Origin of the sequence: Liquorilactobacillus oeni DSM 19972 (assembly GCF_001436275.1) — a bacterium.
Taxonomy (GTDB): domain Bacteria; phylum Bacillota; class Bacilli; order Lactobacillales; family Lactobacillaceae; genus Liquorilactobacillus; species Liquorilactobacillus oeni.
Genome location: NZ_AZEH01000014.1, coordinates 17312 through 41397, shown reverse-complemented (window position 1 = coordinate 41397; position 24086 = coordinate 17312). Strand labels below are relative to the sequence as shown.

The 24086-nt window shown below is 37.3% G+C and carries 23 protein-coding genes; 7 read left to right on the top strand and 16 right to left on the bottom strand.

Annotated elements, in window-relative coordinates; all coding sequences use genetic code 11:
• Window positions 1-264: 264 nt before the first annotated feature.
• From FD46_RS00575 to FD46_RS00560, 4 genes are all read right to left on the bottom strand, one after another.
• Entirely contained in the window at window positions 265-480 is a 216-nt protein-coding gene (locus tag FD46_RS00575) for an LBP_cg2779 family protein (RefSeq protein ID WP_057895258.1), read from the bottom strand.
• Between the two features lie 81 nt (window positions 481-561).
• Window positions 562-2157 carry a CTP synthase gene (locus tag FD46_RS00570; RefSeq protein ID WP_057895257.1) on the bottom strand — a complete coding sequence of 532 codons (1596 nt, stop codon included), beginning with the start codon at window positions 2155-2157 and terminating at the stop codon, window positions 562-564.
• Between the two features lie 175 nt (window positions 2158-2332).
• A complete protein-coding gene (gene rpoE / locus FD46_RS00565; RefSeq protein ID WP_057895256.1) occupies window positions 2333-2908 on the bottom strand; it encodes a DNA-directed RNA polymerase subunit delta in 576 nt (191 codons plus the stop codon).
• 44 nt (window positions 2909-2952) lie between these two features.
• The gene (locus FD46_RS00560; RefSeq protein WP_057895255.1) at window positions 2953-3384 is read right to left on the bottom strand and encodes a YwiB family protein; all 432 of its coding nucleotides are present in this window, start codon (window positions 3382-3384) and stop codon (window positions 2953-2955) included.
• A 201-nt stretch (window positions 3385-3585) separates the two neighbouring features.
• On the opposite strand from FD46_RS00560, the gene FD46_RS00555 reads away from it, so the two are divergent.
• Window positions 3586-4917, top strand: a complete 1332-nt coding sequence (locus FD46_RS00555) for an HD domain-containing protein (protein ID WP_057895254.1) — start codon at window positions 3586-3588, stop codon at window positions 4915-4917.
• 278 nt (window positions 4918-5195) lie between these two features.
• Here FD46_RS00555 and FD46_RS00550 read toward each other — a convergent pair whose 3' ends face one another.
• The 4 genes from FD46_RS00550 to FD46_RS00535 all read right to left on the bottom strand — a co-directional run bounded on the left by FD46_RS00550 (window position 5196) and on the right by FD46_RS00535 (window position 8522).
• Window positions 5196-5552 (bottom strand): DUF3899 domain-containing protein, encoded by a 357-nt coding sequence (locus FD46_RS00550; protein ID WP_235805516.1) that lies wholly within the window; start codon window positions 5550-5552, stop codon window positions 5196-5198.
• Window positions 5553-5600: 48 nt separating this feature from the next.
• Window positions 5601-6596, bottom strand: a complete 996-nt coding sequence (locus FD46_RS00545) for a hypothetical protein (RefSeq protein WP_057895252.1) — start codon at window positions 6594-6596, stop codon at window positions 5601-5603.
• A gap of 70 nt (window positions 6597-6666) precedes the next feature.
• Entirely contained in the window at window positions 6667-7428 is a 762-nt protein-coding gene (locus tag FD46_RS00540) for a YibE/F family protein (protein WP_057895251.1), read from the bottom strand.
• Window positions 7425-8522, bottom strand: coding sequence for a YibE/F family protein (locus FD46_RS00535; protein WP_420805336.1), 1098 nt, complete (start codon window positions 8520-8522; stop codon window positions 7425-7427). Before FD46_RS00535 ends, FD46_RS00540 begins: the two co-directional genes overlap by 4 nt.
• Window positions 8523-8685: 163 nt before the next feature.
• On the opposite strand from FD46_RS00535, the gene FD46_RS00530 reads away from it, so the two are divergent.
• The gene (locus FD46_RS00530) at window positions 8686-9666 is read left to right on the top strand and encodes a biotin--[acetyl-CoA-carboxylase] ligase (RefSeq protein WP_057895249.1); all 981 of its coding nucleotides are present in this window, start codon (window positions 8686-8688) and stop codon (window positions 9664-9666) included.
• Between the two features lie 194 nt (window positions 9667-9860).
• Here FD46_RS00530 and nagB read toward each other — a convergent pair whose 3' ends face one another.
• Together nagB and FD46_RS00520 are read right to left on the bottom strand one after the other, a co-directional pair.
• On the bottom strand, window positions 9861-10571 hold the full coding sequence (nagB, locus tag FD46_RS00525; RefSeq protein ID WP_057895248.1) for a glucosamine-6-phosphate deaminase: 711 nt from the start codon (window positions 10569-10571) through the stop codon (window positions 9861-9863).
• A gap of 297 nt (window positions 10572-10868) precedes the next feature.
• Complete coding sequence (locus FD46_RS00520) at window positions 10869-11543, bottom strand: DUF6198 family protein (protein ID WP_057895247.1); 675 nt, start codon at window positions 11541-11543, stop codon at window positions 10869-10871.
• A gap of 182 nt (window positions 11544-11725) precedes the next feature.
• Here FD46_RS00520 and FD46_RS00515 point away from each other — a divergent pair, with 182 nt between their 5' ends.
• The 3 genes from FD46_RS00515 (at window position 11726) to FD46_RS00505 (ending at window position 13497) form a co-directional block, all read left to right on the top strand.
• On the top strand, window positions 11726-12334 hold the full coding sequence (locus FD46_RS00515) for a GNAT family N-acetyltransferase (protein ID WP_057895291.1): 609 nt from the start codon (window positions 11726-11728) through the stop codon (window positions 12332-12334).
• A gap of 63 nt (window positions 12335-12397) precedes the next feature.
• Window positions 12398-12628: a hypothetical protein gene (locus FD46_RS00510; RefSeq protein WP_057895246.1), complete on the top strand. Its 231-nt coding sequence runs from the start codon at window positions 12398-12400 to the stop codon at window positions 12626-12628.
• A gap of 44 nt (window positions 12629-12672) precedes the next feature.
• Window positions 12673-13497 (top strand): aldo/keto reductase, encoded by an 825-nt coding sequence (locus tag FD46_RS00505; RefSeq protein ID WP_057895290.1) that lies wholly within the window; start codon window positions 12673-12675, stop codon window positions 13495-13497.
• 157 nt (window positions 13498-13654) lie between these two features.
• On the opposite strand, the gene FD46_RS00500 is transcribed toward FD46_RS00505, so the two are convergent.
• The 6 genes from FD46_RS00500 to FD46_RS00475 all read right to left on the bottom strand — a co-directional run bounded on the left by FD46_RS00500 (window position 13655) and on the right by FD46_RS00475 (window position 20712).
• A complete protein-coding gene (locus tag FD46_RS00500; RefSeq protein WP_057895245.1) occupies window positions 13655-14632 on the bottom strand; it encodes a ribose-phosphate diphosphokinase in 978 nt (325 codons plus the stop codon).
• Window positions 14633-14725: 93 nt separating this feature from the next.
• On the bottom strand, window positions 14726-16141 hold the full coding sequence (gene glmU / locus FD46_RS00495) for a bifunctional UDP-N-acetylglucosamine diphosphorylase/glucosamine-1-phosphate N-acetyltransferase GlmU (protein WP_057895244.1): 1416 nt from the start codon (window positions 16139-16141) through the stop codon (window positions 14726-14728).
• Window positions 16142-16348: 207 nt separating this feature from the next.
• Window positions 16349-17200: a pur operon repressor gene (purR, locus tag FD46_RS00490; protein ID WP_057895243.1), complete on the bottom strand. Its 852-nt coding sequence runs from the start codon at window positions 17198-17200 to the stop codon at window positions 16349-16351.
• 274 nt (window positions 17201-17474) lie between these two features.
• Window positions 17475-18518, bottom strand: a complete 1044-nt coding sequence (locus FD46_RS00485; protein ID WP_057895242.1) for a PTS sugar transporter subunit IIC — start codon at window positions 18516-18518, stop codon at window positions 17475-17477.
• A 24-nt stretch (window positions 18519-18542) separates the two neighbouring features.
• On the bottom strand, window positions 18543-19529 hold the full coding sequence (locus tag FD46_RS00480; RefSeq protein ID WP_057895241.1) for a D-2-hydroxyacid dehydrogenase: 987 nt from the start codon (window positions 19527-19529) through the stop codon (window positions 18543-18545).
• Window position 19530: 1 nt separating this feature from the next.
• Window positions 19531-20712 (bottom strand): aminotransferase class I/II-fold pyridoxal phosphate-dependent enzyme, encoded by a 1182-nt coding sequence (locus FD46_RS00475; RefSeq protein WP_057895240.1) that lies wholly within the window; start codon window positions 20710-20712, stop codon window positions 19531-19533.
• A gap of 547 nt (window positions 20713-21259) precedes the next feature.
• Between FD46_RS00475 and FD46_RS00470 the strand changes: the two genes are divergently transcribed.
• Window positions 21260-22501, top strand: coding sequence for an argininosuccinate synthase (locus tag FD46_RS00470; protein ID WP_057895239.1), 1242 nt, complete (start codon window positions 21260-21262; stop codon window positions 22499-22501).
• A gap of 2 nt (window positions 22502-22503) precedes the next feature.
• Entirely contained in the window at window positions 22504-23901 is a 1398-nt protein-coding gene (argH, locus tag FD46_RS00465) for an argininosuccinate lyase (protein WP_057895238.1), read from the top strand.
• Window positions 23902-24086: the final 185 nt, after the last annotated feature.

Here is a 24086-nt window from a genome sequence, read left to right as displayed (position 1 = left end):
ATAGATTGTGCTTCATTAAATTTTGGAAGCTATAACTACACTATTAATGATAACTCAATAAAAACAATTATTAAACAAAATTAAAAATTGAAATTTCTGTAAACTTTTAAGTATTGGGCAACAGATTTTAAGTTATAGCTAAACAGTTCATAGAAAATTTCCGGTCTTGGGCAAAAATGGTTTTGAAGTAATTTTTAACAATAAAAATGGAACTGCAATGAATAACACAGTTCCACTTTGTTAATTAGTTTTTAGAATAGTTTATCAGTTACCAGCACTTTTCTTTTGGTAATTATTGATAAACTCAAGAAGTGTTTTTCCTTCTTCAGAGCTAGGAGTATATTTTCCAGCCTTGATCCCATGAACCTTTTCGACAGAAAGATGACTTACCAGCGACAATTCTGCATCGTTCAAAGAAAAATTTTCTTGGAAGGTTAAAATTTTTTCTGCCAGTGCTTGTGTTTTTTGTACTTCATTCACTTTGACCACTCCTATGCAAACCGTAATGATATAGTCCACATACTAAGAATACCACAACTGTTCAAGTTAAGAACCTTTTTATTATTTAGCACTTGCAGCTACAAATGCACTAAATAAGCCTTCTGGCCGTTGCGGACGTGAAAGAAACTCAGGATGATATTGAGCAGCTACAAAAAATTTATGATCTGAAAGTTCAACAACTTCTACCAAGTGGTTATCTGGTGAAGTACCAGCAAACGTCAATCCATGTTCTGAAAAAGTTTGTCGGTATTTATTATTAAATTCATAACGATGACGATGCCTTTCTTGAATGACATCCTGATTTTCATAGGCACTTGCAGCCACCGTTCCCTTTTTCAACTTACAAGGATAAAGCCCAAGCCGTTGAGTTCCTCCCATATCTTCAATATCTTCTTGATCTGCCATTAAATCAATAATCTTATTTTCACATTTCGAATCAACTTCAGTGGTATTCGCATCTTTTAATCCGACAACATTTCTCGCAAACTCAATACAGGCCATTTGCATTCCTAAACAAATTCCTAAATAAGGAACATTTTTTTCACGCGCATAACGAATCGCAGCTATCATACCTTCAAGCCCGCGATCTCCAAAACCACCCGGCACAATTATTCCGTCATATTGCCCAAGTTTTTCTGAAATATTTTCGTTAGTTAACTTTTCGGAATCAAAAAGAGAAATGTCAACATCTGCATTGATTTTAAAACCTGCATGTTTTAAAGCTTCAATAACAGAAATATATGCATCCGGCAGTTTAACATATTTTCCCACAAGTGCAATTTTAACTTTCTTTTCAAGATGTTTAACTCTTCTTGTCAGATCTTCCCAAGCACTCATATCAGATTCTGGAGTTTCTAAGTGTAAAAGCTTACAGACAATATCATCCATATGCTGTGCTTTTAGATTAAGCGGAATTTCATAAAGAGTATCCACATTCATTGACTCAATCACTGCCTCGGGCTCTACATCACAAAAACTTGCGATCTTATCACGCATAACTTGTGAAATGTGCTTTTCTGTTCTAACTACTAGCACATTAGGTTGAATACCGAGGCCGCGCAACTCCTTAACACTATGCTGAGTTGGCTTTGTCTTCATTTCACCTGCAGCGTGCAGATATGGAACTAAAGTAGTATGAATATAAACAACATTCTCGCCACCGACATCTGACTTCATTTGACGAAGCGCTTCAAGAAAAGGCAAGGACTCGATATCACCAACAGTACCGCCAACTTCTGTGATAACTACATCAGCATCAGTTGTCGTTCCAGCCCGCATAATCTTTTCTTTTATCATATTAGTAATATGCGGAATAACCTGAACTGTGGCTCCAAGGTAGTCGCCGCGTCTTTCTTTTTTAATGACTTCTGAATATATTTTCCCTGTTGTTACGTTTGAATACTTATTCAGGTTAATATCAATAAAACGTTCGTAATGTCCCAAATCTAAATCAGTTTCAGTTCCATCATCTGTTACAAAAACTTCACCATGTTGATATGGGCTCATTGTTCCAGGGTCTACATTAATATATGGATCGAATTTTTGAATCATTACTTTCAATCCTTTGTTCTTCAGTAGTCGTCCTAGAGAAGCAGCAACAATACCCTTTCCTAGTGATGACACAACACCGCCAGTAACAAAAATATACTTGGTCATTACAAAACTCCTTTGATTATTTTTTAAAGGCAAAAGCAGCAATCACAAAAAAACAACAAGCTCCCTATTCGGTTTGAATAGGGAGCTTGTAATCTTACCGTTCACTTAACCTGCAAAAAATGCGAGGTGCCCAATAAGAATTGTACCTAAAGATGTAATCTCAGTCAAGTACGACTTACTCGTTATCATCATCATTTAAATCATCATCATCCGAAAGCTCAGTTAACTGACCTTCTATCCCATCAGGCAACTCTTCGTCATCTTCTGGATCATCAATGTCGCTTAAATCCTTACTATACTCTTTTAATTCTTTGTCATCGCTGCTATCATCATAATCTGCATCCAGATCACCATCTTCTGGATCATCATTATTATAGTCAATCACATCATCATCTTCTGTAGCATCCGACATAAATGCATTTACTTTCTTACGCTTTTTACTTTTAGGCTCATTAGTATCGTCGTCTTCAATATGAATTACTGCTTCATCAATAGAATCGTATGGGTACCATGAACGCAGCCCCCAGAGGTTATCGCCTAAAGAAATAAAACTGCCATCAACGTTCAAATCAGTATAAAATTGCGAAAGCCGTTCCCTGATTTCTTCATCGCTTTTGCTGAGATACTCTTGTACTTCGTTCACTAAATCAGCAAAGGGAATCACATCACCCCGCTGTTTAAGGATAGCATGGGCAACTTCAATCATTGACAATTCACTTTTATTGACATCCTTAAAAATTTCTAGCTCCAAGCTGGTACACGTCCCTTCTACAGTCTACGTATTATCATACAATTTTACGTAGTAAATTGCAATCTTATTTTATATTCTCCTAAAAGTTGCCCTCCGCTATATAACAAATAATTGATATTAATCTTACCAGCTAAGGGGTTCTCTTTTAAACTTATAGTCAAATCAGGCGTTACAGTTTCAATTGGAATATCACCATATGGTGTACGATAAGTTGCAGATATCCGTTGACTATCACCAAAAAAAAGCTGCATTCGCGAATCTTCTTTTTTTCTCGTCAATTGTACGTTATTACTATCACCAAAAATTTTGAAGGTAACCGTTGCTCCATCTTCATATTTTTCTTCATTATAACGCAAATACAGTGAATCGCCTATTTGAAAAATTTGGCCTTGAAATTCTTTTTCATATTCGTCTACTTCTCCATCTTGACTATGCCTTGTTTTTAGATGAATTAAAACTGGTGTACCGTTACTCAAAGAAGTTTCCCCCCTTTTCTTAAACCTTTTACTTTAATTATATAGCATTTTTGCAAATTTAGTTAGCTATTTGAAATTGATTTCAATCGAGTCTGTGCAGCATATCTTAGTTTAAGCTATAATATAAATGTATTTTCTAAACAAAAAGGCATGGTCAGGGGCTGATGAATTATTACTGCTTATCAAGATAAAAAGTTACCGATGGAAAAAGTTTTGCGCGACCCTATTCATAGTTATATTTACATCCAGCACCAAGTTATTCTCGACCTTATAAATACTCGCGAGTTTCAGCGTTTACGTCGAATTCGGCAATTAGGCACTTCTAATATTACCTTTCATGGTGCTGAGCATTCAAGATTTACTCATTCCGTAGGTGTTTATGAAATAACACGTCAAATCTGCGATATTTTCCAACGAAATTATCCAACTAAAACTGTTAACGATGGACTTTGGGATGACAAAGAGCGTCTTGTTGCACTCTGTGCGGCTTTGCTGCATGATATCGGACACGGTCCTTATTCCCATACTTTTGAACATATTTTTCACACTGATCATGAAAATCTAACTGTTCAAATTCTAACTTCACCTGAAACAGAAGTAAACCAAGTACTCAGACGGGTTGGTGCTGATTTCCCACAAAAAGTTGCCAGTGTCATTCAAAAAACATACCCAAACCCGCAAGTTGTTCAGATGATTTCAAGTCAGATTGATGCTGATCGTATGGATTATCTTCTACGCGATTCATATTATACTGGCACCAATTACGGAACATTCGATCTTAAAAGAATCTTACGCGTAATGCGTCCTTATAAAAATGGAATCACTTTTCATATCAGCGGAATGCATGCAGTCGAAGATTATATCGTCAGCCGTTTTCAGATGTATCAACAAGTTTATTTCCATCCGGTTTCTCGTTCAATGGAAGTAATTTTAAGCCACTTGCTAAAAAGAGCACGTTTTTTGTATGATCATCATGAACAAGAAGCAATCGGAAATCCTGTACTATTGCTTCCCTTTTTAAAAAAAAGTTTTACAATTGCTGATTACTTAAAGCTTGATGATGGCGTTTTAAACACTTATTTCATCCAATGGTGCGATAGTTCTGACCAAATATTAAATGACCTTGCTAAAAGATTTTTAAACCGGAAACCGCTAAAATCGGTTAGTTACTCGGCACAAACCAAAAAGCTACTGCCTAAACTGCGCAAACTTGTTAGCGAAGCGGGCTATAATGAGGAGTACTATACAGCTACAAACAACAGTTACGATCTGCCTTATGATACCATTGTCCCTGATGGTCAGAAAAAAGCTGATCAAATTGAACTAATGCGCGATGATGGCTCACTCGTTGAACTTTCTGCTGTCAGTAGACTCGTAAATTCAATTACGGGAAAGTTTTCAGGAGATGAGCGTTTCTTCTTTCCAAAAGAGATGCTATCTTCCAATGAAGAACCCGAAGTCTTTACACCTATCTACCAAAAATTCCAAAAATATTTAAAAAACAGATGGGTAGTTGATCCTAAAAACAACTAGGTAAATTTTTAATTTATATTTATATTTTCAATACCAAAAAGGGGGACTGGGTCAAAAGTGAAATTTTAACCTAGCTCCTCCTCTACTTATTCCGGATAAACGTGTTCCATAAGTCAGTCTTTTCCGCTTAAATACTCAAAATCTAACGACTATTGGCACACTCCTTTTATATGTAGAATCTGTGTAACCAGCTTTTCTGTCTGTACTATTCCCTTCTGGATATTTACCGATACAACAAATAAACCTGCGATTTGACATCACATACTATATAAAAGCTTTCAAAGTGTGAGCAGAACAGAAAAAATGATGTAAACCATCCCAACTGAAAGACTGCTCTTGCCAAACCTGCTGAAACGAACCGGTCCATCTTTTAAACGGCCCACTTTTTTGGGATCTATCTTAGAAGCCTGATACTCCTCATCGCTTTCACCCTTTTTTTTATGCCGAAACCAACCGGCCAGCAAATGAGCACCTAGTAGGATATCTACTACTGTGAAACAGACTCCTGCCAGCCCCAAGATAAACAAACAGTCAGCTATTAAGATTCGGTTTAACCCAAATATTCCTAAGAGGAAAAGAAAAAATCCCAAAAGAAAGCAAAACAAAACCGGTTTCCAATAATAATGTTGTCGCATTTTTTCCAATCTGCACCCCGTTAATGTAAGCAAAACTGCTTTTAATTATTAGTTAATTCGTGAATACTGACCTGTAATTTCGTTCATCTTTTCTGCAATACCTGTCTTATAATCATACTTGTACATTCCTTTAAGATTAGAGACAGCTGTGTTATTTGGACTTGTATGTCTGATTTCTATTTGGTAAGTACTGTCAATCAGCTTCTTGACGTAATATTGATCGCCTGCTTCTTGCGGAATGCCCGTTACACTACGAAACTTACCTAAGATATCTGAATCAGAAAGTGCTTGTGCAACAGAAGAAACCTGACTATTAGTGGCAGAAGAAATTGAGCTTCCGGTTTTTTGCTGATATTCAGAACTGACGATTTTGGAACTGCGTGCGTTAGTATAACCGCTGGTCTGTGCAGAACTTGACGTTGCAGCAGCCGAACTAGTAACGCTGGCGGAAGCTGAAGTAGTTTGAACATTTTTATTTTGAGCTGACGCAATCTGCTCTTCGTAAGCCTTACCCTTTTCTTGGTATGCAGCTACCGCCTGATATTTCTCAGGCAAAGTCAAAAGCATCTCAAGGCTTCCCCCAGCTTCTGAGTAACGTCCAGCCTTATAGTAAGCTACAGTCTCATTATAATAAAGTTTTGCCAATTTAACCGCTTGGTATTCACCCTTAACTTCTTTAACTTGTTTTATCAAGCTTTGCGGGGTTTTCACCTGTTCTAAAGCTCTCAGCTTTGCAGCAGCAGTTGACAGCTTATTTTCTGTTACTGCCTTCTTGGCCGTTAAAAGTGTCTCAATATTATAATAAAGTTCTTTTGATTTTTTATCAGCTTTTCCATTTTTTACATTTTTTTCTAATTCGTGATAAGCCTGTTGCGGAGCACCCTTTTTCAAGTACTTTAAAGCTCGATTGTATGTTTCTGCCTCTGAAGTCCTTGACGTAGCGCTATTTGAAACTGAATAATTATTAGAAGAACAAGCTGCAGTTGCTACTGAAAGACCCAAGACCATTAAAACAAGAATTCCTTTTTCTATTCGAGTATTCATGAATTTTCCCCCAAACATGAATTTTTATATAAGTAATTATAACACGACTAACTTGACTTTAATATCTGCGTTATTTTCGATCATATATTTTATGCGCTTTTAAAATCATGAATTCAATGGTGATCCAAATAACCAAAATTACCGCTATCGCTGAATATATCACGACAAAAAGCTCGCTTACAAAGATTTTTGAATTTAAGTAATAGCCAAACGAAGCATGCAGCTTATATAACAAAATAAACAAAGCAAGATTTCCGCCAAACATTCCAAAAAAGAGAGTATTGAAAGTCATCCCCATAATTTGAAATCCAATGTTACGTCCGCTTTTTCGCAACTCTTCATCTCCATGATCACCAGTTTGGCGAATTATTTCAGTCATTCCACTAGCAATCGCAATAGCTGCTTCAGCGATTGCACCAAGAGTACTCAATAATGTAGTTGTAATAACTATAGCTTCAAAGTTAACACCAATTGCCAAATTAAAAGCTTCTATTTCTTCAGACTCTTCATTACTAAAGCCTTGAATCTGGGCAAGGTGATCTAAAGGAACAACCAAGAGGACCATAATTCCCAAGACCGCGAGTGTTGCCAGAAAAGCAACGTTTGTTTCAGTTTCTTCGTTATTTCCCAGATAAATAGTGATTGCTAGAATGCAGATGGCACTAAGGAAGGTTACTGTCAGTATTGGCAGGCCCCCTGCAATCAAAATCACTGTTAAAAACAAGAGTGTAAAGTTTAATAGCAGGCTAATAAAAGAAACTGCTCCTCTACGGCCGCCGCTTAGAATCATCAAAACAGCTAAAACAATTGTTAATCCTGTTATTGTTGTCATTTTTCCATTCTCCCCAAAGTAATAGCAGCTAAAAAACTTGCCGACGGGATTACTAAAGTAATCCCAATCCCGCTAATCAATGCCTGGACTAAGCCAAGCGACATCGTCCATGAAAATGTATAACCGATCGAATTTCCAGTTCTAAAATAGAGGATAGCAAGTGTAATCGTTTCAGCAAAAAAAATCAGCAACAAAACATTAATCAAAGGACCCATGATAGAGTTTCCAACTTTTCTTCCAGAAAAATACAACCTTTTGAAACTAACTTGTGGCTGTCTACGCTTCATTTCAAACAAGGTTGAAACAATATCCGTGGCAGCATCCATCACTGTTCCAAGGAGCCCGATCAAACTAGAAGATAAAAAAAGCTGTTTAGGCTGTTGGGTTGCGAAATCAAGGGCTTCATAATGCATCCCCTTGTCTTTTGTAATCCACATCACCAACACGCAAAGTCCCAAAGCTGTTGCAGTTCCAATAATAATAGCACTTAATGTAACCAAACATTGTTTATTCCATCCCAATATTAAAACGAGAGTTAAAACTGTAAAAATAAGAGCACTAACTGCAAAAATTCCAAAAAAAGAGGTAAAGTTCCAATTAACATCCAACTGAACCACAAAAAGAAACAATACAAAGTTTAATATCACACTGCCTATTGTTCGCAAACCCTTCACTTGCATTACAATGAAAAGTAAACATGCCATCAGCCATAAAAGCATAGCAAGATAAGTATCGCGTTTAAAAGTAATTATAGAAACTGAAGTCTGGTCCCTTTGCTGGTAAACATTAACAAAGACTTGCTGTCCAGCGTATAAGTGCTGGTCCATTCCGCCAGATTCAGTATATGTATTATTAAAAGTATACTTTTTTCCTCTATCAGTGCCATTTAGAATGTAACCCGTCACTTTTTGGATAGTCTGCTTATCATGATTATTAAATTCATCTTTTGTTACTCTTGTTTTTCCATTTTTTACTGCAGAGATTTTCAAAAGCGGCTGCCGGTACAAAAAAGCGTCATTAGTGGTAAAGGTATAAAGCGCAAGCCCACCAAGAAATAATACCAAAATCTCTAATAAGATATTTTTTTTCTTCAAAAATACTGTCCTTCTTTTATCTTCTGTTTCTTTACAAGATAACATGCATAAAACGGCAAAAAAAGAATTTTAAATTTTATTATAAAAAAAATAATTAATACAAATTTGAATTCTCGGAAATTACCGGCTATAATCCAGATTAAAAGTATCTAAGGATGAAAAAATGGATAACACACAAAAAGTATTAAAATTAATTTCAACAAGCCCCACCTTCATTTCCGGAGAAACTATCGCAATGAAGCTAGGTCTTTCTCGAACCGCAGTTTGGAAAATAGTCAAGGTGCTACAAGATGAAGAATTCCCCATCAGCAGCAAAAGGCATACAGGGTACTTTTATCAAGATGATGGGAAATTAAACGAGTTTATAATCAGACAACATTTAGCCGAAGATCTTCAAAGACAATTGGTCCTGGAAATTCACGAAGTGATCGATTCCACCAATACTAGAGCAAAAGAGCTATCTGTTCAGCAGCCGCAGCATAGACCAACTATTATAATCGCTAATCAACAGGTTAGCGGTTACGGTCGCCATGGCCGCGGATATTCTTCCCCAGATACCGGTATTTATATGAGTATTCTTCTCAACAATACGGCGGCCTTTTTGAATCCAGGCCTTTTAACCACAGCTACTGCGTTAGCAGTTACCCGCACCCTTGAAAAAAACTTAGCAGTTACTCCTGAAATAAAATGGGTCAACGATATTACTTTAGACGGCAAAAAAGTGACCGGGATTCTTACGGAAGCGATTACTGATATTGAAAGCCAGTCTATCAGTCAACTAGTTGTTGGCATTGGTGTCAACTACCTGACAAATCCTGCAATTTTTCCCCCAGCTTTACAACAGCGTGCTGGATCTTTACGCGAAGCTGTGCTTAAGAAAAAATTATCTCGTAATTTATTTGTTGCAAGTATCTTAAATGAATTCTTCAAACTTTATGCTGACTATGAAAATGGTACCTTTTTGCCAGAATATAGAAAACATTCAAGCTTAATCGGCAAGGAAGTCACTGTTTCCCAAGGCACTGAGTATTTTACTGGTATTGTAGAAAATATTGATAACTTCGGTAGACTTGTTTTTACTAACGGTACTTGTTTTTCTTCTGGGGAAGTTACAAAAGTGCGCTTAACTGATAACGGCAACTAAAATAAAATTCATAATATTTTAAGGTAAACTAAAAAGCCAAGACAGTACTGTCCTGGCTTTTTAGTTTACCTTAAAACGGATATGGATCATAAGGCAGTATACTTATGCTGCGAACTTGGGCTGGAGTGTGTTGTTCCCAATTTTGTGTTCGAACACAAGCTACTGGCTTTTGACCCATATCCACTTTTAGAAAATTATCTTTTCTTTAGCTCAGCTGCAGCTTCCTCATCAACAATAACAATTACATCGTTATGCTTTTGCAGAACACTTGCAGGACAATCAGCACTAACTGGGCCTTCTATCATTGCGGCAACTGCATGCGCTTTTTGCGCCCCGAACGCTTCCAAAATAATCTTCTTCGACTTCATGATTGAACCAATCCCCATTGAATACGCATACCGCGGCACATCTTCTTCATTTTTAAAGAAACGTGCATTGGCTTTAATAGTAGAAGGTGATAATGCAACTTTATGAGTTTTTAAATTAAAGTCAGACCCAGGCTCATTAAATCCGATGTGCCCGTTGCGGCCAATACCAAGAAGCTGCAAATCAATTGGATTCTCAGCAATTACTTTATCGTAGCGTTCAACTTCCTTCTTTGAATCAGGAGCATCCCCTTGCGGCAAGTAAGAATGCTTAAATGGTTTATATTTAAAAAGATATTCATTCATAAAATACTGATAGCTTTGCGGATTATCAGGTTTTATACCAACATATTCATCCAGATTAACAGAAATGGCATTAGAAAAATCAATATCATCTTTTACCAAATTCCGATAAGTCGTTAAGGGAGTACTGCCAGTTGCCAACCCAAATACAGTTCCATTATCCGCGAGTACTTCTTTAAAAATTTTGCAAGCTTCCTTGCCGCCTTGTTCGCTATCTTTAACAACAATAATTTTCATCATATTACCTCCAGTAATGGTATAGTCCTATTATAATTGGACTATACCATACATGCAAGCATCAGCATTTATCCTTATATCCTACAAACGTTATTCTAGCATCCTTGTAAGCGCTTGTAAATAACTTTATAAACAATTTAAATAATTTAAAACTCTTAAAAACACTTAAAACACCTCATCGCGTCTGTATCGATGCAAAGTAAAACTGCGGATAATAAAAAAGTAGAGGGCATCTACCTCTCCACTTTTTGTTGCCTGATAACTGCAGTAAACATCTTATTCGCTTATATATTCAATTCAAACTTCAAGATTGTGATGTTTTAGTGTAGGGAAAACTGTGCGGTCAGCCACACCTACAAGTGCTCCTTGGAAGAATAATGCAAATAAAGTTCCAATGTTAATAGCATAAATCTTTCCAGTAATAACCATGGCAAATATAATTGCGATAATTGGTGGAATAAAGGAAACCAGCTGTGCAATACTTGGATTCCCCTTAAAAAACTTAAAACGTAAAATCTGCATCAAGTCATCACAAGGATGCATTATCAGGTTAACTCTTTGATAAATTGAAATTGCGGTTGAAATTAAAACAATTCCCACACAGTCAAGCAAAACTCTCAACGGCAGGTTAAGATTGTCAATTCCTAAAAAAATCAGTTTTTCTGAAATTTCACCAATTAAGTAAGAAAACGACACCATAAAGAGCAAGTTTCCAATGATCCTTTTAAATGAAATACGCCCTACTAATATTAAATTAAGTAAGATTACCAATATTCCTTCCACAAATAGGATCAAACCTAATTGAATTGTTAAAGCATGCGAAACGTTTACTGCGGCCGCTGTCCAAAGTGCACTTCCTAGATTAAGAGAAACAGTTAAAGCATTCCCCAAACTGTTCAATAAAATTGAAAAGATAAAGTACCCAAGCAGCAGTGACATCTCATAAGTTTTATTAAGTGGCCTTTTTTCCATTGCAATACTCCCAAATGAATTTAACGATATATTAAGTACCGCCAGTGCTTATATTACTTTAGCCTATAGTTATTTTCAATGCTTTTGCAATACTTATTGAAAGCTTTAAATTGAAACAACTTGTTAATTACAGAAAACGCGCTAAAATTAAGCTAATTTTTAAAATAGGAAGTGGTTTATTAATGAAAGAAAGCAACCTCAAAATTAGACAAGCAGTACCTGAAGATGCGCAAGCTTTAGTCAAAATATACTCCTACTATGTTAAGGAAACAGCAATTACTTTCGAATATACTGTTCCCAGTGTATCAGAGTTCAAAACCAGAATTAACAAAATTTCAACCAATTATCCTTATTTAGTTGCCCTTTTAAATAATAAAATCGTGGGTTATGCCTACCTTTCTGCTTTCCATCCGCGCGCAGCCTACCACTGGTCAGCAGAAGTATCTATTTACCTCGAAAATGGGCTTCAACATCACGGCTTGGGAAGCCTACTTTATCAGTTACTTGAAAAAAGTGCATATGCACAAAACATTCTTAACTTAAATGCTTGTATCAGTTTTTTAGAAAATGCAGATGAGCACTTACCATTAACCAGCATTTATTTTCATAAAAAAATGGGTTATCTGCAAACTGCTCATTTTCATGAATGCGGCTACAAATTTTCCAAATGGTATGATATGATCTGGGCGGAAAAGCATATATCATCTCATCCGATTCCTGCGCCTGTATTTTATCCCTTTTCTAAAATAAGCAATTCTTTTTTTCAAGAGTTAAATGCTACTGGTTACTAAATTTTAATGCTAAAATATATTCAGGTTCTTGAAAAGCAATCACAGTCAAAAGGAGTGAGAATAATGGCCGAAAATATTTTATTCAATCCCGGACAAATGATTTCAAGTAGTTACGATTATGAAGAAGCATATCTAGCAGCTAAAATTTATCGTAAAAAAACAAAGCATTCGCCTCTCATCGTTCAAACAGGAAAGGAGAAGCTTTATTATGTTTTTGATAAAGAAAAGCCTTTTGACAGTAATCAGCAAAATAAAGAATACCGTATTGTCAAGTACCTGGAAAATGAAGAGTGAAAGAAGGACTTTTATTGAAGCAAAACTTAACAGCTCAAGTTCCAATGCTTAACCTTCGTGATGGCAACCAACTGCCTCAAATCGGTTTTGATACCTTTAAGCTTAAGGGAGCACAGGGTGTAAATATTATCCAGCAAGCTTTAAAAAACGGTTATCGAGCACTTGACACAGCCGTGAATTATGAAAATGAAGGTTCTGTAGGTAAAGCTATAAGGTGCTCAAGTCTTCAAAGAGAAGAAATTTTTATCAGTTCCAAGCTTCCTGGGCGACACCATAAATATAAAGAAGCTGTTGAAGAAATTCAAGAGTCTCTTTATCGTACACAGCTTGATTACTTTGATCTTTATCTTATTCATTGGCCTAACCCATTAAAAGATCAATATGTCGAAGCTTGGCAAGCGTTAATAGACGCACAACGATTCGGACTTGTTCGTTCAATCGGAGTTTCAAACTTTTTACCCGAGCACCTAGATCGGCTTAAAAAAGAAACCGGTATTCTGCCTGTCGTCAACCAAATAGAGCTTCATCCCTATTGGTCACAACAGCAGCAGCTCAAATATGATCGCGAACATGAAATTGCAACACAGGCTTGGAGTCCTTTAGGGCGAGCTAATGATGTTTTGCAAGACCCGGTAATCAAAGAAATTGCAGTTCAACATAAGAAAACAGTGCCGCAAATCATTTTACGTTGGGAAACTCAACTAGGCGTCTCAGTAATACCAAAATCAAGTTCGACTCTCAGGCAGCTTCAAAATCTTGCACTTTTTGACTTTGAACTATCGAAGGCTGAAGTTGCTAAAATTATTGATCTTGACCAAAAAAATGGTCGAACTAATAATCAAAACCCTGCAGTTTATCAGGAGTTTTAACAAATTAATAATTGTTTGACCTTTAACTAGTTTTTATCATATAAAAAGGGGTTAAGCCAAAACTAATGTTTTGGCTTAACCCCTTTATTATGTTTACAATTTCCATATTAACGTACATCAGTAACCAGTTCTTTATGCCTAAACTAACATATTCTAATTAGTTTCCTTCATGAAACCGATTTTTGAAAAGCGGACTAACTGATTTGTTCTCATGAATCCGTTTAATCGCATCTCCTATTAAAGGACCCACAGAAACCTGAAGCAATTTTTCAATCTGCTTTTCTTCTGGCAGCTTAATCGAATCAGTTACAACCAGTTTTTTAATTGGAGAATTTTCAATCCGTTCAATCGCTGGACCTGATAAAACAGGATGTGTAGCACATGCGTATACTTCTGTAGCACCTGCATCTTTCAATGCTTGAGCTGCCAGTGTAATCGTCCCAGCAGTATCAATCATATCATCAATCAAGATACAACGTTTGCCATCAACTGATCCAATAATATTCATAACTTCAGCCACATTTGCTTTAGGCCTTCTTTTATCAATAATCGCAATTGGCGCCTTTAAAAATTCAGCTAATTTCCGTGCGCGAGTAACGCCACCGTGATCCGGCGAAACAACAACAGCATCCTTTTCCAGCTTGCTGTTCAAAAAATAATCAGCTAATAAAGGGGCACCCATTAAGTGATCAACTGGGATATCGAAAAATCCTTGAATCTGTGCAGCATGCAAGTCAAGAGCAACAACCCGATCAGCTCCAGCCTTAACTATCATATCTGCAACCAGTTTAGCCGTGATCGGCTCACGCGGGCGTGCTTTCCTATCTTGCCTAGCATACCCATAGTAAGGCATCACTACATTTATAACAGAAGCACTTGCACGGCGAAGTGCGTCAATCATAATCAAAAGTTCCATCAAGTTATCGTTAACAGGAGCAGAAGTTGATTGAACGATAAAGACCTCGTCTCCACGAATACTTTCTTCGATATTGATCCTTATTTCTCCATCACTAAAACGATCGACCGAAGTTTTACCCAATTCAACTCCAACTGAAGCAGCAATTTTTTCGGCCAACGGCTTATTCGAATTCAAAGCAAATATTTTAAGCTTCGGATCATTATATTGTCCAGACATGACAGCCTCCATCTTTCATATTTATCTACAATAATTTTATTCATTTTCAACACTAAAATCAAGGTAATTTAAATGCTTCACATCATAACCCAATTAATTAGCAGTCTTTCTTCCTTTTGTTTCTTCTTCAAGTGCCTTTTCTGCACAGGGGTAACGATCGTAATATCCTTTTTTATTGACTTGTCTTCCGCGTGCAATTGCCATATCTTTAGACTCAACGTCATCTGTAATAGTTGAGCCTGCGGCAACATAAGCATGATCTGCAATCTCAAGAGGTGCAATCATATTAGAAGCACTTCCAATAAATGAATAGTCTCCAACAGTAGTCCGATGTTTATTCTTGCCATCGTAATTTACAAAAACACATCCGCAGCCGACATTAATGTGTTTCCCTAAAGTTGCATCACCAACATAAGTCAAGTGTCCAACCTTGGTATCTTCACCAATCTGTGCGTTCTTAATCTCAACAAAGTTACCGATATGAACTTTCTTACCGATCTGTGCTTTCGGTCGAAGATGACTGTAAGGACCAATATTACTTTCAGCATCCATTTCAGCTTTTTCAAGCAACGATGCAGTAACCCTAACACCATTATGAATAACTGAATCTTTGATTTCAGAATGTGCACCGATCACGCAATCTTCACCAATCACTGTATGCCCCTTAAGCAACACCCCAGGCTCAATGACGGTATCTGATCCAATAATAACATCCGTATCAATATATGTAGTCGCAGGATCAATCAAGGTTACTCCATTACGCATATGCCCCTCATTGATTCGCTTTCTCATTATCATTGCTGCTTTTGCCAAGGCAATACGATCATTTACGCCCATTGATTCCGAAAAGTCCTTCATTTTGTAAGCTGCAATTACTTTATGCTGTTTTTTAAAGATTTCCATGACATCTGTTAAATAATACTCACCTTGGTTGTTATCATTTTTGATTTGATGCAATGCAGAAAACAATTCTTTATTGTCAAAGCAATAAACACCAGTATTAATTTCCGTAATAGCTGCTTCTTGAGCAGATGCGTCTTTTTGTTCCACAATTTTTTCAACAATTCCTAAGTTATTACGCACAATTCTGCCATAACCGAAGGGCTTCTTTGTTACTGCAGTCAGTACTGTTGCCACAGCGCCCTTTTGCTGATGATACTCAAACAGTTCCTTAAAGGTTTCTGCCGTAAATAAAGGAGTATCTCCGCATACAATCAGGGTTACCCCTTCTTTGCCGCCCAGCAATTGTTCAGCCTGTAAAACTGCATGTCCTGTCCCTAATTGTTCTTTTTGCATAACATATGCAGTTCGCTTTCCCAATGTCTCTTTCACTTTTTTGGCACCGTGACCGATAACCGTCACGATTTGATCCATTTTATTACCTTCAATCTGTGTTAAAACATGATCAACCATGGGTTTACCGCAAACTGAATGTAATACTTTATACAACTTGGACTTCATTCTGGTACCTTGCCCAGCAGCAAGAATAACCGCATATTTCGCCGTCATTTCGATTTCTCCTCTAAGTTTTAGTGTTTTCCCTAATTATCATACATTAGTGGCAACTACTGTGCAAGAATCCATGTCTCTTAAAAGAGTGTATTCTTTATACCCAATACCTTTAACTTATAAGATAAAATAAAAGGCAGAATCAAAACATAAGTTTTGTTCCAGCCTCTTTTATATTACATGCAGTAGCTTTAACAATAATTCAGCTTATTTTGTATTTGCAGGCTCGTTTTCACCAAAGACTCTTTCCAAGTAATTTCCCGCACTAACTTCAATCGTTTTATTTAACGTATTAACTTTGTCAACCTTTAAAAGAGAAGTATAATCGTCAATCATCCGGTGACCTTCAAAAGCTGCTTCTGCAAAAACAGTTATCCCAACCAATTCCGATTCAAACTCTTCAATCATACTCTTCATTCCATTAACAGTTCCGCCGCCTTTCATAAAATCATCTACGACAAGAACATGAGAACCGCGTTTCAAGCTCCGCTTTGAAAGTTCCATCTTCTCGATTCGTTCACTTGATCCGGAAACATAATTAACAGAAACAGTCGAGCCTTCAGTGATCTTCGAATCTCTTCTTAAGATAACAAAAGGTACATTTAAATAATTGGAAACACTTTGTGCAATCGGAACTCCTTTAGTCGCCACGGTCATAACAGCATCAATCTGCTTATCTAGGTACTGTCTTGCAATTACTCGACCGACTTGGCGCAACACATCCGGTCTTCCTAATAAATCAGAAAGATATACATAACCTCCTGGTAAAAGACGATCTTTTTCCGATAGTTTTTCTGTCATCTGTGCAATAAAAGATCTAGCTTCCTGCTCATCAATTGATGGAATAAAACGAGCTCCTCCAGCAGCTCCCGGAATCGTTTCCAAAATACCAATACCTCGAGCTTTAAACGTACGCTTGATTATTGATAAATCTTCACTAATAGAAGATTTTGCGGATTCATATCTCTTTGCAAAATATGTTAAAGAAATTAATGTGTGCGGTCGTTCAAGCAAATAGTTAGTCATATCAATCAATCGATCACTTCTTCTGGTTTTCACTCCTAATCCCCCAATACCTCATTCATGTTTATAGTAAAATAATCTATCAGCTATTATAAGTCATTTTACGTGATTTGGATAGTTTTTTTGTATTTTTTATAAAAATAGTTCGTTTTTGATGTAAATTATTCTTTTCAAATATTGTTTTTTTTCCTATAAATCAATTTTGTCTAACATTCGCTTTTAACACTTTAACATCCGCAAATAAAGACTGACGCAAAAACCTGATTGCGTCAGCCTTTATCTCACCTCTTCTCAGTTTGCATCTCGGAACTTAAATCTTTAAAAACAGATCATCAGCCTTGAACCAATTCAGCCTTTTTACAAAAACATAGCGCGACAAGTATGCTAAAAAAACAGGCAAGAATACAAAAAGTACTATTAATAGTAAAATGCTGCCGAGCGACGATGGCATTTGTTGATACGCTGCACTAGGGCCTATCAAACCACTGAAGCCAAATCCAGCGCTCATCGGACTTCCTTTAATATTAAGAATTGCTCCCAAGAAGCCCATTATTCCAGCATTTATGCTTAAAGGAAGAAAAAGCGCTGGTTTACTAAGCATATTGCCCATTTGAATTTTGGGAGAACCGACAAAATGCGCAATAGTTGTTCCAACATTATTTACTGAACTGCCATAGATTGCCAACATAAAACTTGCTGCTGTAATCCCTAAATTTGCTGAACCGGAACCAATACCTGCTAAACCAATCGCAGTTGCTATCCCCACTGAACTAATAGGAGAAACAACCAGTATTCCGAAACAAATTCCCATCAGCATTCCCATTAAAAGAGGCTGTAAGGTAGTCAGATGTGCAATTAAAGTACCGATTGATGCTGCCACTAGTTTAACATATGGAAGCAATAACAAACCGCCCCCTCCAGCTATCACGATCACCAGCAAAGGCAGAATCAAGATAGTATAATTTCTGAATTTATCTCCTACAAAGAGGGCTACCCAAACAGCAAATGCGATTGTCAATCCGGTATTGATAATATCGCCAGTTCCTTTCAAAACGAAAGTCTGGCCAGCTTGCTGCATCACACCTGAGCCTACCATAGCAGCAATTCCAACAGCCGAAATTTGAATGGCATTCATTTTAAACTGGATAGCAACACAAAAACCTGCAATTACGGGCAGAAGGCTCATTGCAAAGGCTGTCATCATTACTACTTGCATCGCACCAGGCAAAATTTCCTTAAGAGCTTGCATCAACTGTCCAACTAGCGCTGCGGGCACAAGTGCAACAACTACACCTAAACTGATTCCGTTCAGCACATTTAATGTGTATTCTTTGCCTGTAATTTTTTTCATCATCTTCTTACCTCATATTTTTATTTTTTAAACTTGATGTACGCTTTTACCGCCATTTAGAATAGTGACAACATCATTCAGGCTGATATCAACCATATTTTGTACGGCAATATTGGTGTAAAAACCAACATGTGGTGTTAATATCACATTGTTGAAAGACCGCAATTTCTCTAATTGCACACTTGGAAGTTTTTTCCCCGCAAGGTTAAAGTTAAAGAAGTTCTCTTCTCCTGTCAGTGTATCAAGCGCTGCACCCGCAATTTTATTTTTCTCAAGTGCAGCAATCAAAGCATCTGTATCAACGACCGGGCCTCGGCATTCATTAACAAGGTAAGCTGTCGGTTTCATTAAAGAAAGGGCTTTTTCATCTATCAAGTTAACAGAGGACGGGTTCAAATCTACATGCAAACAGATCACGTCTGCTTGTGCCAACACTTCTTCTTTGCTTTTATATTCCAAAAGATCTTTGAGCTCTTCTCTTTCTTTTATGTCATAAGCAATTACCCTTGCTCCTAGAGCTTTAAAAATTCTCGCACTTGTTTCTCCGATTCGTCCAGCACCGATAATTCCAATCGTTAACGAATGAATTTCAGCTGCCTGCAGCCCCTCCCAGCGAAAGTCTTGTTTTTCCATTCTCTTATCAAAAATTTCTAGATTTCGAATCAAACGCATCGTATGCGCAAGTGCCAATTCTGCAACAGAACGTGGAGAATAGGCAGGCACATTGGTAACAACAAGCCCATTGGCAGCTGCCGCTTTTAGATCAACCATGTCATATCCTGCTGTGCGGGTCGTAATCTGTTTTAAGTTTGCTCTTTTTAGTATAGGGTAAACAGCCGCCTCAATTTTGCTGCGCTGCTGTACAACCAATCCATCAAAGCCATCTACCTTAGGAGCAGTTTCAGGATGAAGTTCCCAAGAGACAGTTTCAACTTCAACTTGGTTCCGCTCTTCCCAATCTTTGATAGCAGCTTTTTCATGCTCGCGAACACTTAACATTAAGATTTTTGGCATGTTACTTTTCTCCTTTGCTTTTTCTAACATATTCTCCAACACGCTTCATAGCAGTAATTATTTCTTCCATGCCAGCAGCGTAACTGATTCGAATATATCCTTCACCTCCAGGGCCAAAACTGCTGCCGCTGATAACAGCAACTTTGGCCTTTTCAGCAAGGTCATAAATAAATTTTTTATCATCTTGAATCAACCCTTCAGGAATCTTAGCAAAAAGATAAAATGCACCTTGCGGCTTAGCGCACTCAAACCCGTACGAAGTCATTTTTTCAAAAAGATAGTCCCTCCTTTTACGATATTCTTTTCTCATACCGACACTATCATCCAGTCCATTACCAAATGCTTCGGCAGCAGCAGCTTGTGTCATTGTTGAAGTTGTTGTTACGGTAAATTGATGTACTTTGCTCAGCTCTTGGGCGATTTCTTTTGGAGCACACATTACTCCAATCCTCCATCCTGTCATCGCATGCGATTTAGAAACACCATTCAATAAAATGGTTTGCTCACGCAACGAGTTGGTCAGCGAAGCATGTGGTGCATCATAATTGAGCTCACTGTAAATTTCATCACAAACCGCAAATATTCGTTTTCCGCGAACAACATCTGCAAGTTTATCTAGATCTTCTTGACTGTAAGTTACTCCAGTCGGATTTGACGGGTAGTTGAGAACCACTGCTTTAACTGCTTCTCCATGTTTATCCAACTGTTCTTGCAGCATTTCCGGTGACATTCTGAACCCGTTGTGCGAGGTATCCACCAGTATAGGTGTTGCCTGGTTTAAAATAGTAATTGCTATATATAACGGGAAGATAGGTGTTGGAATTATAACCTTATCTCCTGGGTTCAAAATAGAAGTTAAAGCTGTGTAGATAGCTTCTGTTGCCCCATTAGTAACAATCACTTCGCTAAGGGGGTCATACTTTTGTCCATATTTCGTTGTAAGAAAAGAAGATGCTGCTCTGCGTAATTCAAGAGTCCCGTTTGAAGGAGCATAGTGTGTCTGGTTTTTTTGAATGCTTCTGATTCCAGCCTCTTTGATATGCTCAGGTGTCGTAAAATCCGGTTCTCCCATTGTAAACTTGATTATTCCAGGTATTCGGGATGCATACTCGTCAAAAGTACGAATATCAGATGGCTTAAGTAATGCAAGTTCTTTTTTCATACTTGAAACTAGTGATTCCATAACATAATACTTCCTTCCTATAATGACAATAAAAGCCTGAAAACTATATATAATAGTCTTCAGGCTTTTTTCAATCTTATTTTTTGATCAAAGTCGCCAGACTATTAAGACATCTGTGCGGCTTTGCTAAAATTCCTCAGCAAATTAACTCTTGTTTTCCCCACAGGTGCAAATACGCTTACCTACGTGTTTGCACCAGATCGGCCGATCAGCTACAAACACTCGTGAAAAAACCAAAAGTAATAAAAACTATTCAATTTTCTAAGCTCTATATTCTCTAACATAATTAAAAACTCCTTAGAATTGAATAAATAGACTATAACTTAAAAAAGTTTCTCTGTCAATTACAAATTTCTGTTGCAAAAGTAAAATCCCGAACCCGTTCCATTTTTTATTTCTATTTTAAAAACTAATATATTCACTAATTACCTAATATATATTCATTTTTACACTAAAAAGTGCTTTTTTAATAAATATTATTGCATTTAAAGTATATCAGTGTTATTGTTTTATCAATTCAAAAACACAATATAAGGAGCGTATTTTTATGAAAAAAGAAAAGGTTGTTCTCGCATATTCTGGCGGTTTAGATACCTCGGTCGCAATCGCATGGCTCAAAAATAAGGGCTATGACGTAATTGCCTGCTGTATTGATGTAGGTGAAGGAAAAGATTTAACTAAAATAAAACAAAAGGGATTAGATGTAGGGGCGGCAGTTTCATTAACGATCGACGCTAAAGAAGAGTTTGCGCATGATTATGCCTTAATTGCACTTCAAGCTCATACCTACTATGAAAATAAATATCCTCTGATTTCTGCTCTTTCTCGTCCGCTAATCGTAACTAAACTCGTAAAAGTTGCAAAAAAATACCATGCAACAGCTATAGCACATGGTTGTACTGGAAAAGGCAACGATCAAGTTCGTTTCGAAGTCGGCATTCATGCGCTCGCACCAGAAATTAAGATTGAAGATCCTATCAGAGATTGGCATTGGTCTCGTGAAGAAGAAATCCAATATGCTGCCGAAAACGGAATCCCAGTACCAATTAATAAGGAAAGTCCCTATTCAATCGATGAAAACCTTTGGGGTAGAGCTAACGAATGCGGTATTTTGGAAGATCCTTGGGCTAGTGCACCAGAAGATGCATATGCACGGACAAAGCCGCTCGAAAAAACTCCTGATGAACCCACACTGATTGAGTTGACCTTTGAAAAAGGAATCCCTACAAAATTAAATGGTGAATCCTATTCACTTGCTGCTTTAATTAAAAAACTTGATAAACTTGCTGGTAATCATGGAATTGGACGGATTGACCACATAGAAAACCGGCTTGTAGGAATCAAATCACGTGAAATCTATGAATGCCCTGCTGCTACCGTTTTAATAAAAGCTCACAAAGATTTGGAAGATCTGACAAGCGAACGTGATTTAGCTCACTTTAAGCCAGTAATTGAACAAAAATTTTGCGAAGTTATTTACAATGGTTTATGGTTTTCACCGCTTACCAAAGCTCTCAGTGCTTTCTTGCAAGAATCTCAAAAAAATGTAAATGGAACAGTTAGGATAAAGCTTTTCAAAGGAAATGCAATTTGTGAAGGCAGAAAATCACCGAACTCTTTGTATGATAAAAATCTTGCAACCTACACTTCAGCCGATGAATTTGATCAAGAAGCTGCGGCTGGTTTTATTAAATTATGGGGCTTGCCGACTCAAGTTTATGCCCAAGTCCAACAAAAAAATACCGCAACAAAAAAGGACTCTCCTATAATTCCAAGCGAGGTCAAATAAAAATGGCAAATAAAAAACCTTGGGGAGGCCGTTTTTCAAAACAAAGTGACGCTTGGATAGACAGGTTTGGAGCATCAATCGGTTTTGATCAGGAAATGGCTCATGAAGACCTAGAAGGCTCGCTTGCACAAGCCCAAATGTTGAAAATGACAAAAATTATCAATAAAAAGGACGCCGACTTGATTATTGCCGGTTTAAAAGAAATTGAAAACGACCTTAAAGAACATAAGGTAAACTTCGATGTACGCCTTGAAGACATTCATATGAACATTGAAGCATTATTAACAGAAAAGATCGGTCCGGTAGCGGGTAAGCTGCATACAGCGCGCAGCCGTAACGACCAAGTTGCAACTGACCTTCATCTTTACTTGAAACACCGGCTACCTGAAGTAGATAAAGCACTTTTCCAACTTCAAAGCATCTTGATACAAAAAGCTGAAGAAAATATTACAACTATCATGCCGGGATACACTCATCTGCAGCACGCCCAACCGCTATCATATGCACACTATCTGCTGGCTTATTACCAGATGTTTGCACGCGATCGCGAACGTTTTGCTTTTAACCTGAAGCATACGGACCTTAACCCCTTAGGTGCTGCTGCATTAGCGGGAACTACTTTTCCGATCAATCGTGTCTATACTGCAAAACTACTTGGATTTTCACAAAACTATGAAAATTCTTTAGATGCTGTCTCTGATCGTGACTTTGTGCTGGAATTTCTTAACAATGCTTCCATCCTAATGGTCCATCTTTCTCGTTTTTGCGAAGAGCTTATTCTTTGGTGCAGCTATGAGTTCGGCTATATTGAATTAGACGAATCCTACTCTACCGGTAGTTCTATCATGCCACAGAAAAATAACCCTGATATGGCTGAACTTATTCGCGGTAAAAGCGGTCGGATTTTTGGTCATCTGTTGGCTCTTTTGACAACAATGAAGGGACTGCCTCTTGCATATAATAAAGATCTGCAAGAAGATAAGGAAGGTGTTTTTGATACCATAAAAACCATCATCCCTTCTCTTAAAATTTTTACTGGGATGCTTAAAACACTTAAGGTAAATAAAAAACGTATGCAACAGGCCACAGAACACGATTTTTCAAATGCTACTGAGTTTGCGGATTACCTTGCTGAAAAGGGTATTCCATTCAGGGAAGCCCACAGGATAGTTGGCGAACTCGTTCTTAAAGGGATTACGGAAAAGAAGAACTTGCAGGACCTTACCTTGGATCAGATGCACAACATCTCTCCTTTGATAAAAAAAGACATCTACGCTAAGCTTACTTCAAAAGAAGCTGTTGCACGGCGAAATTCACTTGGAGGAACAGGCTTTGTTCAGGTTAAAAAACAACTTGAAAAAGCAAAACATGATTTGCTTGCTGAATCCGAATCCTTATAACTATGTAACAAAAATAGGCTAAAAAATGTGTTAGCAAATGGTGTTCTCTGAGTGTTAAGGGTAAATTTAATTAACTTTAGACTATTATTGCTTTACCATTACGCGAAGAAGATTGGCCGCACAAACCCGTTAACACGCATATTGCAGGTTAAAACAGAAGGACTGGATCAAAGTTTATATTTTGA

Excerpts from the sequence above, each read along its gene's own strand:
- FD46_RS00570 (WP_057895257.1), bottom strand. The coding sequence starts at position 2,157 with ATGACCAAGTATATTTTTGTTACTGGCGGTGTTGTGTCATCACTAGGA.
- FD46_RS00555 (WP_057895254.1), top strand. The coding sequence starts at position 3,586 with ATGGAAAAAGTTTTGCGCGACCCTATTCATAGTTATATTTACATCCAG.
- FD46_RS00550 (WP_235805516.1), bottom strand. The coding sequence starts at position 5,552 with ATGCGACAACATTATTATTGGAAACCGGTTTTGTTTTGCTTTCTTTTG.
- FD46_RS00545 (WP_057895252.1), bottom strand. The coding sequence starts at position 6,596 with ATGAATACTCGAATAGAAAAAGGAATTCTTGTTTTAATGGTCTTGGGT.
- FD46_RS00540 (WP_057895251.1), bottom strand. The coding sequence starts at position 7,428 with ATGACAACAATAACAGGATTAACAATTGTTTTAGCTGTTTTGATGATT.
- FD46_RS00530 (WP_057895249.1), top strand. The coding sequence starts at position 8,686 with ATGGATAACACACAAAAAGTATTAAAATTAATTTCAACAAGCCCCACC.
- nagB (WP_057895248.1), bottom strand. The coding sequence starts at position 10,571 with ATGAAAATTATTGTTGTTAAAGATAGCGAACAAGGCGGCAAGGAAGCT.
- FD46_RS00520 (WP_057895247.1), bottom strand. The coding sequence starts at position 11,543 with ATGGAAAAAAGGCCACTTAATAAAACTTATGAGATGTCACTGCTGCTT.
- FD46_RS00515 (WP_057895291.1), top strand. The coding sequence starts at position 11,726 with ATGAAAGAAAGCAACCTCAAAATTAGACAAGCAGTACCTGAAGATGCG.
- FD46_RS00510 (WP_057895246.1), top strand. The coding sequence starts at position 12,398 with ATGGCCGAAAATATTTTATTCAATCCCGGACAAATGATTTCAAGTAGT.
- FD46_RS00505 (WP_057895290.1), top strand. The coding sequence starts at position 12,673 with ATGCTTAACCTTCGTGATGGCAACCAACTGCCTCAAATCGGTTTTGAT.
- FD46_RS00500 (WP_057895245.1), bottom strand. The coding sequence starts at position 14,632 with ATGTCTGGACAATATAATGATCCGAAGCTTAAAATATTTGCTTTGAAT.
- glmU (WP_057895244.1), bottom strand. The coding sequence starts at position 16,141 with ATGACGGCGAAATATGCGGTTATTCTTGCTGCTGGGCAAGGTACCAGA.
- FD46_RS00485 (WP_057895242.1), bottom strand. The coding sequence starts at position 18,518 with ATGATGAAAAAAATTACAGGCAAAGAATACACATTAAATGTGCTGAAC.
- FD46_RS00480 (WP_057895241.1), bottom strand. The coding sequence starts at position 19,529 with ATGCCAAAAATCTTAATGTTAAGTGTTCGCGAGCATGAAAAAGCTGCT.
- FD46_RS00475 (WP_057895240.1), bottom strand. The coding sequence starts at position 20,712 with ATGGAATCACTAGTTTCAAGTATGAAAAAAGAACTTGCATTACTTAAG.
- FD46_RS00470 (WP_057895239.1), top strand. The coding sequence starts at position 21,260 with ATGAAAAAAGAAAAGGTTGTTCTCGCATATTCTGGCGGTTTAGATACC.
- argH (WP_057895238.1), top strand. The coding sequence starts at position 22,504 with ATGGCAAATAAAAAACCTTGGGGAGGCCGTTTTTCAAAACAAAGTGAC.